Raw genomic sequence first — 12,645 nt, forward strand, 5'->3', positions numbered from 1 at the left:
CAACGAAATATAAATACAATACAAAAGTACAATAATACATGGGAAAAAGTCATACAGAGATAAAAGGGCTAAAAATCCGGAAAATGAGGCGCGATGAAGCCGAATTTGCTATCCAAATGGCAACCGGCGAAGGATGGAACCCTGGCATCCATGACGGGGAAATTTTTTATGAAACTGACCCTGAAGGTTTTTTTATTGCAGAAGTTGAAGGAGATCCCATAGGCTGTGCCTCTGCTGTCGCATATGACGATTTCTTTAGTTTTTTTGGTCTCTATGTGGTTAAACCCGAATTCAGGGAAAAAGGAATTGGGACGAAATTAACTGAAAAATCCCTGGAACATCTGGAAAACAGGAATATAGGACTTGATGGAGTATTGGAAAACGAAAAGAAGTACCAGGAGTTTATGAAGTTCAAGTCCTTTTACAGCAACCTGCGTTTTGAAGGAATTGGAGGAGGAAAAGTTCTGGATGGGCTTGTGAAAATCTCAGACGTCTCATTTAAAAGCCTGCTTGAGTACGACAGGGAAATGTTTCCGGCTCCAAGGTCTACTTTTCTGGAAAAATGGATTAAACAACCTGATTCTTACGCCTTTGCAGCCGTTGAATCAGGAAAGCTGAAAGGATACGGCGTTATAAGGAAGTGCCAGAGCGGATACAAAATAGGCCCTCTTTTTGCCGATGACACGATAACGGCAGAAGAAATATTTCTGGCTCTCAAGGCCTCTGTTCCGGAAGAAGTCATATATCTTGATGTTCCGGAACCAAACAAAAAAGCAATGGAAATTGCAAATAAATATGGAATGACTGTAATGTTCAAAACTATCCGGATGTACAGCCGGGAAGAGCCTGATATAAACCTTGAAAAGGTTTACGGGGTCACAACTTTCGAGCTTGGGTGAAGGCAAAAAAACCAAATTAGAAATCAAAGTTACGCTGGCGCAAAATTCCGTTAAGGAAGACGATAACCCTAAGCAATTTAGTTTGAGCGGAAGTTAACAACCGAAAAATGGAACTGATAAATCATATTATCATCAACGGTTACCGGGGAAGTTTTCCATCCCCGCAGCAAGCTAGCGGGGTATTCGACTTAATAAGATGCATATAACAAAGAACTTATTTCAACAAGTTAATTGAAAGAAGTCAGTAAAACTAATTTATTTAGATGATCCTATCTTAAAACTCCTTTAAGAGCTTATTTCAAAATTCCCTTTTCAGAATTATTAGTAAACATCACAATTGATTTTCAATATTGCCGATAAGTTTTAGTGGAGTAATTTATTTAATTATTTATGAATTTCTCAGCAATATCTAGTATCCAGAATTTAAATCTGTATTCGACAATATCTCAAATAATTGTTAAATTGGGTGGATGGATTGCAATAACTGTGCTTGTTATTAAATACAGTGGAGACAGAATTGCTAATAAATTAGAAATAAAATGGAAAGCGGAAGAAAAGGAAAAGTTAGAAAAAATGGTTATTGAATTAACAGCAAAAGAAAATATAAAGTTAGAAAAGCTAAGTTCTGAAATTAGTCGTGAACACTCAATATTCAAATCGATACTCGAATCTTATTCTTCAGTCTACCAAGTTTCTCAAGAAAGAAGAATCATTGCTATGAGAAATTATGGTAAAATATGTTAAAACAAAGAAATTTAATTGCATACGTAGAAACCATATATGTTTTTCCTTTTCCTGAATCCGGTCCTCAACAGCTACATGAAAACCATAAATTAGAACCTGTAAATCGTGATAATCTTAAACCAATTTTTAATAGTGTGCTAGAATGTAGACAATTTCTTGGGGAATATCTATGGAGCTTGTATAATTCAGCATACATATTTACTTTCCGTATTATACGCAGCTTTAATGAAGGTCTCAAAAACAGAAAGATGGTAAACTGGCATAATGATGAGTATTTAATGGAAATGTTAAGTAAAGTTTTTACTTCTCGAGAAGTAATTCCTAATTCTGTTATTGAAACCAGATAATTATTAGAACAAAAAATACTAGCTGAGATGCTAAAAGTTACTTCTGGTGACTTAATAGCAGAAAGAAACTTGTCAAAAGCGAAAGAAATTCAAGAAGCTATAAGTAGTAAATAAAGAAAACACATGACATTAAATGTGTAATATTAAATCAAGTTAATGAAAACTCCCTATAGGGATACAAATCTCTGCAGTCATTTTGAAAATAAGTTCCGATTTCATGAAATTCAAGCTCAAACCTCACATCCAATAAACAATTAATACAACCTTTACAATTATTCTCTTCATGTCCCCCAAAGCCGGATGGCAATTCTGGATAGACCGCGGAGGCACGTTTACTGATATCGTAGCCCGCAGCCCTGATGGAAAACTGATTACTCACAAGCTTCTTTCCGACGATCCGTGTCACTATAAAGATGCAGCTATGCACGGCATCCGGCAGATTCTCGGGCTGCCCGGAAACGCACCTCTACCTGCTGAAATCATAGAATCCGTGAAAATGGGAACAACAGTCGGCACAAATGCTCTTCTAGAGCGGAAAGGGGAACGAACTGTACTTGTTATAAATAGAGGGTTCGGGGATGCTTTAAGAATCGGATACCAGAACCGCCCGGATATTTTTGCTCAGAAGATCGAACTTCCGGAACAGCTTTATGAAAAGGTTATCGAGGTTTCCGGAAGGGTCGGAGCCGATGGAAAAGAGCTTGTGCCTCTTGACCTTGAAAACGCAAAAAAAGCACTTGAAGCAGCTTTCAAAGCCGGGATTCGCTCGGCTGCAATCGTACTTATGCATGCGTACAGGTATCCTGAGCATGAACTCAAACTTGGCAGACTTGCCAGAAAAATCGGTTTTACGCAGGTGTCTCTTTCCCATCAGGCAAGCCCGTTAATTAAACTCGTAAGCAGGGGGGAAACAACCGTAGTGGATGCATATCTCTCTCCTGTGCTCCGCAGGTACGTTAATATGGTACAGGAATCCCTCGAGGAAGAAAGGAAAGGGAAAGAAAGCGGGGATGAAATCGAAAAAGAAAACGGAGATAGGACAAAAAAAGATAGCGACGATGGGTCAGAAAGAAAAATTGGAGATGGGACAGAAAAAGATAGCAGAGAATATAGCGGGGACGGAAAAGAGAACGAAGCTAAAAGAAGTCCCAGGCTTATGTTCATGCAGTCCAGCGGAGGACTTACGGACGCGGAAACTTTTCAGGGCAAGGACTGTATTCTGTCAGGTCCTGCCGGTGGGATCGTTGGAGCAGTTGCAACTTCGGAAATGGCAGGGGCAAGAAAAATAATCACTTTCGATATGGGAGGCACATCTACTGATGTAGCCCAGTACAGCGGGGAATATGAGCGAAGCCTTGAAACCGAGATTGCAGGAGTACGCCTGCGTTCGCCTATGATGCGTATCCATACGGTTGCAGCAGGCGGAGGTTCCATACTTCATTATGAGGGAGGCAGGTTCAGAGTAGGTCCGGATTCGGCTGGTTCGGACCCTGGGCCGGCATGTTACCGAAAAGGAGGACCTCTTACGGTTACTGACTGCAATGTCATGCTTGGAAAACTACAGCCTGGGTTTTTCCCCAGAATCTTTGGGCCCAATGCTGACCAGCCCCTTGACTCCGAACTTGTACGCAGGAAATTCGAAGAGCTTGCAGAGAAGGTTTCAGACAAAGATAAAACCGAAGGCAAAACCGAAGGCAATATCTGGACACCTGAGCAGGTAGCCGAAGGCTTCCTTTCGGTTGCGGTCGAGAATATGGCAAATGCTATCAAGAAAATCTCTGTCCAGAGAGGATACAACATAAAAGAATATACCCTCTGCTGCTTCGGAGGAGCTGCTGCTCAGCACGCCTGCAGGGTTGCAGACAGCCTTGGGATCAAAAGCATTTTCATTCATCCGTTTGCAGGTGTGCTTTCGGCATATGGCATGGGACTTGCAGATCAGAGGCTTATTAAAGAGCGCTATATAGGCAGCGAGCTCTCGGACATGCTGGTAGAGAGTTTGAAAACAGTGTTTTCCGGGCTTGAGCATGAAGGTCGCCTGCTCATGCTCGAACAGGGCGTGCAGGAAGCCAAAATTACTGCACTTTATAAGGTACATATACGTTATGCAGGTTCGGATACGCAGCTTGTTATTGATTTTGCGGATACGGCTAGTCTCCGGAAGGGTTTTGAGGAAGCCCACAGGAAGCGCTTCGGGTTTGTAATGGAAGGCAAAGCCATGGTTGTTGAAGCAGTTTCCGTAGAGACCATCGGAATCAATGAGAGGGTTCTGGACCCTGTGCTGGAAAAGGAAGAGAATCCTGTTTTCTCTCCTGTCGTTGCAGTGCGAATGTACAGTAATGGCAAGTTTCATGATACCCCTGTTTTTCAGAGGGATGAGCTCAAGCCCGGAACCCATGTAAGCGGCCCGGCGGTGCTCATAGAAAAAAACACAACCATTGTGCTCGAACCCGGCTGGGAAGGCACGATTACTGAACGCAACCACCTTTTCCTTAAAAGGAAAATTCCGCTCTCGGTCCGTGCAGCTATAGGAACTAATGTTGATCCTGTAATGCTCGAGATTTTCAATAACAGATTCATGTCAGTTGCCGAACAGATGGGTTTTACTCTGCAGAACACAGCTCATTCGGTAAACATAAAGGAGAGACTGGATTTTTCTTGTGCACTTTTTGACAGTCAGGGGAACCTGGTAGCAAATGCTCCCCATATCCCTGTGCATCTGGGTTCAATGGGAGAATGCGTAAAAGCACTTATCCGGACGCAGTTGCAGGAGATGCATGCCGGAGATGTATATTTGATCAATTCCCCTTACCACGGAGGAACCCATCTCCCTGATATCACGGTTGTTACTCCAATGTTTGGAAACTCCGGGGAAATTTTATTCTATCTGGCTTCAAGAGGTCATCATGCCGATGTTGGAGGGATCAGCCCAGGGTCTATGCCTCCGAACAGCAGGACAATTGCTGAAGAAGGGGTATTGAGCAAGGGCATGAAAATCGTAGAACAGGGCCATTTCTGTGAAGAAAGGCTAAAGGCATGGCTGGACTCGGGAAAATACCCTGCAAGAAACCCTGACCAGAACCTTGCGGACATCCGAGCACAGGTCGCAGCAAATGAAAAAGGCTTATCCGAACTGCACAGGATGGTTGAAGAATTTTCCCTTGAAACGGTTGAAGCTTACATGGGACATGTGCAGGACAATGCCGAGGAAGAGGTCAGAAGGGTTATTGACAGGCTTAAAGACGGGGAATTTACTTATGCACTCGATGATGGGAACGTAATTAAAGTGAAGGTTACGATTGACCGTAAAAACCGAAGCGCCATAATTGATTTTACAGGTACTTCTCCACAACTCTCAAATAATTTCAATGCTCCTTCATCGGTTTGCATAGCTGCTGTACTTTACGCCTTCAGGACGCTTGTAAAAAGTGATATTCCCCTAAACGCAGGCTGCCTGAGACCGCTTGAAATTATTATTCCTGAGGGTTCCCTGTAAGACCAGAACCACCTGCTGCCGTTGTTGCAGGTAACGTTGAAACTTCGCAGTACATTGTTGATGCTCTTTTCGGAGCTCTTGGCACGCTTGCGGCTTCCCAGGGTACAATGAATAATTTCACTTTCGGGAATACCGATTTCCAGTATTATGAGACCATTTGCGGAGGTTCAGGAGCAGGCTCGGGTTTTTCAGGAACAGATGCCGTGCATACGCACATGACCAACTCCAGGATCACAGACCCTGAAATTCTTGAAACGAGGTTCCCGGTTTTGCTTGAGGAATTTTCCACCAGGGAAGGAAGTGGCGGAGACGGTAAATTTAGAGGGGGAAATGGGGTTGTCCGAAAGCTCAGGTTCCTGAAAGATATGAATGCTGCCATTCTTTCAAGCCACAGGAAATTCCCGCCTTTTGGGCTCAAAGGAGGAATGCCCGCAAGATGCGGAAGAAACGCAATTGTCCGCAGGGACGGCAATGTTCTTGAAATTGGAGGCCAGGCCGAAGTTGAACTGAAGGCCGGCGAGCTTTTTGTGATCGAAACGCCGGGAGGAGGAGGATATGGCAAGAAAGAAAAACTCGAAGGCTGATTATTAATAAAAACACTGATTATTAATAAAAACAAAACGATAGAATAATATGTTGTATCCTGAAATAATTTATCAGATTCAAAATCATTTGAAAGTTTAATACACGATACAACAACAGACAGCGCAAAAAGTTAAATGTTAAGTAAGTTCCAATTTCATTTTGGTATTATAAATTTCATATTGGTATTATAAATTTCATTTTGGTATTCATGCGTCTTCGGTTAAGTGAGGAATCGTGATGAATTGCGTCCATTTCTTCGACATTTGTCAAATATTTTAATAAATTATGAGCTGGAATAGGGTATCGATTTCACGTAAATAGACCAAAATTTAAGACGGCTCCTAATGCAAAATCGATAGCTTTCAGGCAAGAAAATTCCTTAACCGAAGACGCATGTATTGGTATTATAAATTTCATTTTGGTATTGTAAAATAATCATGTAAAATAAAACAATTAGAAGTTGAAGTAAAATAGTGGGTCAGATGTATACGATATATAATCAAGATAATAAAATTAAAAAGCGAAAAAAGTTTGGGATAAAACAGGGAAGACAAACCGAGTACAAATAACTTTATTCCGGGTTTTGGATTATTGAGAGGCTTAGTCTGTCTGTATGAGGGTGAAGGTTCATAAAAAAGTAATATAGAACTGATAGAACCGAGTTCATATTCTGAAAAGTAATAATTTTGTGATAAAACAAATTATTTTTGAACTTATAAAATTATTTCAGTATATAACGTTTCTCCATACAATTTGAAGAGGGTGCCTTTTTATAAATCCTTTTTACTGTTTCCTGCTTCGTTATTAAGAATCTTCAGGTAAAGGCGCATGATTTTCAGTCTTTCCTTGGCAATCTTTTTTGCAGTTTCAGTGTTCAACTTTTCAGGAATTGTGAAAGGTTTGTACTGCATATATTCGTTAAAGCCCTCAATAGGGTCTTCAATATACACGGTTCTTTTTGAACTTCCCTTATCCATTCCTGTTGTATGCTTTAACATCCTGAGAGCTCCCATCGAAAGAACAGCTCTGAAGATCCCAACTGCTCCAAGGGCATCAATCCGATCGGCGTCCTGCAAAATTTGAGCTTCGAGACAATCCGGCTTTTCCCCTGCACTGAAACGGTGTGTCCGGATACAACCAGTAACAGCTTCAATAACCTCTTTTCCAAGCCCTGTTCTCGAAAGAAATTCAGAAGCGATGTCGGCACTATATACGGCATGGTCCCCGCCTTCTTCATGTTCCTTAATTACGCCGACATCGTGGAGGAGAGCTGCAAGCTGAAGTATGAGAAGATCTCCCCCTTCTTCTTTTTGGATTTCCAGGCAAAGGGCTTCTACCCGGTTTATATGGGACATATCATGGGAACTTGGCTCACCTTCAAGAAAAGTAGCTACAAATTCCCTCGTTTTTTCTATAAGGTCCATATTCATTGTTCCAATTCTACAGTCATAGCTTTAAGGTGTTCCTGGATTTCAGAAATAGCATCTAAAAGGACTTTTTTATTATCATAAGTTGTGATTAATTTCACAAGTTCTTCATTTCTCTCCTTTTTCAGTTCCATCCCGAACTTGATCATGTTTTCAAGTGCACGGGTAAGGTTGTCAACTATCGAGATTGTAGACATCTTTGAAGTCCGTGAGAGAGGGTTCAGGTCAATAGCTATAACAGTTTTTCCCATTTCTACGAGTTTTTCACAACGATCTCCGTCTTCCAGAGGGACAAGCACTACGTCTGCAGAATATATCCCCCGGCTTTCTACCAGCCGCCTGGCGTGAGAGAGTTCAAGGCTTGCATCCGGATTTTTCCCAAGCACCTCAGAAGCCCCATTAGCTTTGAGCTGTTCTATTATAAGGTGGATCCTTGTTTCAGTCCTGTGAAAAAGATTGACCTCGAGCTTTGCTCCTGTAACATCTGCAAGGGCTACAATTTTGTCAGGAGCGAGAGCTGCAGCATTACCGTTTACGGAAATTACAGGATTTTTTGCCAGTAGCAGGGCAGCAACTGCTGCTCTTTCAGCATACAGAGCAGACTTGGTGCTTCGCTCGCCTATAAGGTAATCAAAGCTTTCGCCTCTTCCCTGGGAAATCAGCCCCTGAATACTTGTCATTCCCATTTTTACCCCGGCTGCAACCTTTTCACGGGCTAGCAGGGACTCATACCTCGGGTGGTCTTTGGGTATCTCGGTCATATCGGTCGCTTACCTTATTTTAATTGACTTTCTTTTAATTGACTTTCCAGTATCTTTTTTTATGTATGAACTTAATCCGTAAATGAGTTTCATCAGTTTTACATAAACTGCTTGAGTAACAGTTTTAACATAAACTACTTAATTAGTTCAGAACACTCAAATAAAACACTAAAATGAGTAATCTGAATTATATAATTACTATTTGATCCCAATTTTCGATTTATACATTATTTTAACTCTCTTTAAGTTATAAGGAGAGTAGTTACAAGGAAATTAATTACGCAGCAATTTTCTGCAAGTATTTTTTTATTTTCCTGGCACATTCAAAATATGTTCTGCTCGAACTCATTCGTTCATCAGTCTTGGCACGCAGGTGCTTATGCCGTATTCCAGCACTTCCCCAAATTCCTGGAGGGCTTCGTAGAGACGGAACTGCTGGGAGTAAGGGGCAATTGCGAAAACCGTATCCCCAAGCATTGCCTGAGAAGCTAGCCCACCATTTGAGTTTGCAGCTTCGATCACATCTTTTGCCCGGCTGCTCATAAGGCCTGTTTTACTGGCAAACGCTTTTGACTGCTGCATGAAGTTCTCAAGAGTGGGCTTTTTAAGCAGCTCGGACATAGCTTCTTTTCCTGCGCTGTTAATTCTTGAGGATGCAGCTTCATCCCTCAGGACCGACCCGGTAGAAATCTCACCAAGTACAATACAGAAAACCCTGGCTTCGGGAGCCGGGATCCCGTCCACAAGCCCGAATTCGGGCCCGCCAGGCTGCAGTCTGATCACGACTCCACCGCTGGACTGGGCAGCAATATCCCCAAGTCCGCTGCAATTGACGACCTCAGCCACATGGGCATATTCAGTCAGGCTTTTTATGGTCTGATTCAGGGAAAGTGCATTGTTCAGGGCATAGGCTGTCCCGAGAGCTCCTGCACCTGAAGCTCCAAATCCGCATCCTGTTGGGATTTCTGCCCAGCTTTTTATTCTTACAGGCAGTTCAGTCATCATCTCTGCGACAGTCCGAGTAGTTCTGCCTTCAACTCTTTTTCCATTAAGAAAAACTTCGGTTTTTTCTACAGATCTCCCGATCTTTACTTCGGTGGTTACGCCTCCATTCAGGACGATTCCGCAGCCTGTAGAACCCTTACGATGAGGGTTTTCATGCTCGTGAATCTGGAAAAAACCTGTGATGTGTCCCGGAGCATAGGCTTTTGCCTGAATGTCTGCTCCTTCACTCTCATATGTATACATAGAAAACGCCTTTTTGCCACTTTAATCATTTTTTCAAAGTTCGTTCGTGTTTTGCAGGATACTTTGCAAAATGCTTCCGGATTTTTGTGAAATACTCTGGGATACTTTGCAGCAGATTTTTTACTTTAACAGATCGGCTACCTCTTCAAGGATAAAGGCTGCAAGTTTGCGCTTATTTCCACTTACGTGCCTTGGTTCGCTTTTTTCCCGTCCAAGCAGGTACAATTCATTCTTCTCAGTGCCCATTCCGCCTTTCGCGACGTCGTTTGCTGCAATCAGGTCCAGTTTTGAAGTTTTAAGGGTTGAAGCTGCCCTTCTGAGAAGTTCGTCTTTTTCAATTTCGGTTTCAGCTTTGAAACCTATAATCACGAGGTCAGGATACCTTTGACGGCATTCTTTAATCAATTTGCGGGTGGGCTTCAGTCTTAAGGTAAGTTCTCCTCCCGATTTTATCTTTTCGGGAGAAGGCTCGGCTGTATAGTCTGCAATTGCTGCCGAACTGATAAGAACATCGTACTCTTTTTCAAGTTCTGAGAGTACAGCATCGGTCATGTCGGCGGCACTCTCTACAAAAATCTCTCTGATTCCTGCAACCCCAAGCCGATCCCGATGAACCAGGGTTACATCAGCTCCATTGCGATAAGCTTCAAGGGCGAGTTCTCTGCCGGTTTTACCTGAAGCCCGGTTCGTGATAATTCGGATGGGGTCCAGGCTTTCGGCAGTAGAGCCACTTGTGATAATTATCTTTCGATTTTCAAGGTTTTTGTTTCCGAGAGCCCTTTCTACCTTGAGCACAATTTCCTCATTTGCCGCAATTTTTGCAACGCCTTCTTCAAGTCTGGGGCCCACAATAGAGATTCCCCAGCTTTTCAATTTTTCCAGATTCTCAACAACAGCCGGATGCCTGAACATTGATTCATGCATTGCAGGAACAACCATCACAGGCACACCAGAGCCAAGGGCAGTTGTTGCAAACGAGGTAACAGGAGTATCATCTATTCCGCATGCGATTTTTCCTATGGTATTTGCGGTTGCAGGAGCTATAAGGAGAAGGTCGGCCCTGCCTTTAAGTCCGCAGAACTCCACATGCTCGACCCTGCCTCCAAGTTCGGTAATTGCTGGATTTCCCGTTGCATAGTGCAGGGCATCAGGGTGCAGAATACGCGTGGCAGCCTCTGTCATAACAGCATGGACTTCAGCCCCGTTTCTTATCAGCTCTCTTGCAAGTTCAACTACCCTGACCGCTCCAATACTTCCCGTAACACCAAGAACTATGGTTTTTCCGGCAAGGAAAGAGCTCTTTTGCCCCTGGATCCAGAGTGTGGGATGGAACTTTTCGGCTCTGGACCTAGTGGCCTTTTGCTTATTTTCTTTATCCATTTCATCTACTCAATCCGGTCACTTTGACCGGGGCTTTCCTGGTTAGGACCCTTCTGCCCGTCTGGATTTAAAAGCCTTTCAATTGGGTTCTCATTCAGGCAGCGGAGGGATCTACAAGGTTATAAGATGGGCAATAATCTCTTAAATCAGCTTGCTTTTCAGAAAATGATCCTGAAAACAAAGTGACATTCAATACGATATTATTAAAACTTTCGAAATAATAAGGATTAAAATTAATTAATAAATAAACTTTATAGAGAGTTATTATTTTATTAATCCAATATCTGAGTTAAAAATAATCCGATATCTGAGTTAAAACTAACAGTGTGTGAGGGAAATAGATTAACGACAAAAAAGCAAAAAAAGAAGCTTCTGAAGTTACGAAAAATGGCTTAAGCACATTTCTAGGGAAAATTTCAGGAAAAGGGCAACTCGAACTTGAAATCGATAAGCTCAATTCACAGATTGCTAAACTGGAACTTGATTTGCAGAGTGCAAAAAACCAGCTTGAAAAAAAAGAAATTCTCGCAAGGCAGGCGGTTTCGGACAGGCAGGACGCTGAGGCTCTTTTAAACCAGGAACGTATTCGCACCCGAACTCTTTCCCACGAGCTCGAAACAATAAGAGCTGAATCTCAGGGTAAATTGAAGTTTCGGGGAATTGAAACTCTGAGCCCGCAAGCCGTTCAGGCTTACCTCTCCAAACTCAAGTCCATCCAAACTACTGCAGGAGACCTGCTGACCGCTTACCTGCCTCAGGGCACCCGACTCTCAGGTGTGATAAGTGAAAAGGTTCTTGAGCGCGTGGAAGAGGAAAACCGTATCCTTCTTGACAGGCTTGAGCCTGAGACCGGCCTTGTACTTTTTTATGATTTTCACCGCATGGTCTGTGAAGCTATAGCTCCTCCTTTTCCTATCACTTTCCCAACCTGGGAGCTTGGGGACAGTTTTGAGGTCTCTGTGCTTGAAGAGATCTTAAGTAAGGACTACCGCATGCTTGTCCTTGTCCTGCACGCCGGCGAATCTTTCATAGGTTTTACTCCCGATGCACAGGTTTTCGATACTGAGGAGCTTATCCGCAGTAGCGTAAAGGAAAAGCACAGTAAAGGAGGCTTTAGTCAGCGCCGCTTCGAACGCCTTCGGGAAGAAGATATCGCACACCACATGGACAAAGTCTTCGAAGTCCTGAATAAAACCCTCGAAGAAAACTCCCCCGTAGACTGCATCGTTATGAGCGGAGACGCCCAGCTCTTAAAGGAAATACAGAGATATCTGCCCCTCAACCTTGAGATAATAGAAAAGCCTTCTGATCTCAAATTAGAAAAAACGGGCGGGGAAGAGATCCTCCGAACGGTTTTAAGCTCCAGAAGGTATTTATTGTGAGCACAGAAAATTTTTCTTTGAGATTCCAAAATAGCTGAAAAATATCGGGAATGCAGAGATGAATGTACAGATGAATGTACAGATGAATGTACAGATGAATGTACAGATGAATGTACAGATGAAGTACAGATGAATGTACAGATGAATGTATAGATGAATTTGCCCATTCCAGTTAAATAGCTTCAGTACTGCATTAAAAATCTCTGACGTTTTTAACTATGGAAGATTTTCCCATCAGATATTTGCACCACATCATGGAATAGATGTTAACCAATTAACATATGCGGTTTTCAAATAAGAATCATTAACTTTTTATTGAAACATAGGGGTTTACTTGCGGCAGTTTGAGCACATACGGATAAATATAAATTTTATG

The 12,645-nt window shown here is 42.6% G+C and carries 7 protein-coding genes and 1 pseudogene; 4 read left to right on the forward strand and 4 right to left on the reverse strand.

Annotation, left to right across the window (positions count from 1 at the left end):
- Positions 1 to 38 precede the first annotated feature (38 nt).
- The 3 genes and pseudogenes from MSBRM_RS10080 (at position 39) to MSBRM_RS20850 (ending at position 6,070) form a co-directional block, all read left to right on the forward strand.
- A complete protein-coding gene (locus MSBRM_RS10080; RefSeq protein ID WP_048155575.1) occupies positions 39 to 899 on the forward strand; it encodes a GNAT family N-acetyltransferase in 861 nt (286 codons plus the stop codon).
- A 462-nt stretch (positions 900 to 1,361) separates the two neighbouring features.
- Positions 1,362 to 1,643: a hypothetical protein gene (locus tag MSBRM_RS10085; protein ID WP_141706401.1), complete on the forward strand. Its 282-nt coding sequence runs from the start codon at positions 1,362 to 1,364 to the stop codon at positions 1,641 to 1,643.
- A gap of 630 nt (positions 1,644 to 2,273) precedes the next feature.
- Positions 2,274 to 6,070: pseudogene (locus MSBRM_RS20850) on the forward strand (hydantoinase B/oxoprolinase family protein).
- A gap of 771 nt (positions 6,071 to 6,841) precedes the next feature.
- Here the strand turns inward: MSBRM_RS20850 and MSBRM_RS10100 are convergent.
- The 4 genes from MSBRM_RS10100 to coaBC form a co-directional block, all read right to left on the reverse strand.
- Positions 6,842 to 7,495, reverse strand: coding sequence for an HD domain-containing protein (locus MSBRM_RS10100; RefSeq protein WP_048122795.1), 654 nt, complete (start codon positions 7,493 to 7,495; stop codon positions 6,842 to 6,844).
- A 2-nt stretch (positions 7,496 to 7,497) separates the two neighbouring features.
- Entirely contained in the window at positions 7,498 to 8,259 is a 762-nt protein-coding gene (locus tag MSBRM_RS10105; protein WP_048117242.1) for a 4-phosphopantoate--beta-alanine ligase, read from the reverse strand.
- 345 nt (positions 8,260 to 8,604) lie between these two features.
- Positions 8,605 to 9,507, reverse strand: coding sequence for a pantoate kinase (locus tag MSBRM_RS10110; RefSeq protein WP_048117239.1), 903 nt, complete (start codon positions 9,505 to 9,507; stop codon positions 8,605 to 8,607).
- Positions 9,508 to 9,627: 120 nt separating this feature from the next.
- Positions 9,628 to 10,887, reverse strand: a complete 1,260-nt coding sequence (gene coaBC / locus MSBRM_RS10115; protein WP_048117236.1) for a bifunctional phosphopantothenoylcysteine decarboxylase/phosphopantothenate--cysteine ligase CoaBC — start codon at positions 10,885 to 10,887, stop codon at positions 9,628 to 9,630.
- 485 nt (positions 10,888 to 11,372) lie between these two features.
- Here coaBC and MSBRM_RS10120 point away from each other — a divergent pair, with 485 nt between their 5' ends.
- Complete coding sequence (locus MSBRM_RS10120) at positions 11,373 to 12,269, forward strand: Vms1/Ankzf1 family peptidyl-tRNA hydrolase (RefSeq protein ID WP_048155583.1); 897 nt, start codon at positions 11,373 to 11,375, stop codon at positions 12,267 to 12,269.
- Positions 12,270 to 12,645: the final 376 nt, after the last annotated feature.

It is taken from the genome of Methanosarcina barkeri MS (assembly GCF_000970025.1).
GTDB classification, from domain to species: Archaea; Halobacteriota; Methanosarcinia; order Methanosarcinales; family Methanosarcinaceae; genus Methanosarcina; species Methanosarcina barkeri.

What these genes read in the sequence shown, in the direction of transcription:
- MSBRM_RS10080 (WP_048155575.1), top strand. Translation starts at nt 39, where the DNA reads ATGGGAAAAAGTCATACAGAGATAAAAGGGCTAAAAATCCGGAAAATG.
- MSBRM_RS10100 (WP_048122795.1), bottom strand. Translation starts at nt 7,495, where the DNA reads ATGGACCTTATAGAAAAAACGAGGGAATTTGTAGCTACTTTTCTTGAA.
- MSBRM_RS10105 (WP_048117242.1), bottom strand. Translation starts at nt 8,259, where the DNA reads ATGACCGAGATACCCAAAGACCACCCGAGGTATGAGTCCCTGCTAGCC.
- MSBRM_RS10110 (WP_048117239.1), bottom strand. Translation starts at nt 9,507, where the DNA reads ATGTATACATATGAGAGTGAAGGAGCAGACATTCAGGCAAAAGCCTAT.
- coaBC (WP_048117236.1), bottom strand. Translation starts at nt 10,887, where the DNA reads ATGGATAAAGAAAATAAGCAAAAGGCCACTAGGTCCAGAGCCGAAAAG.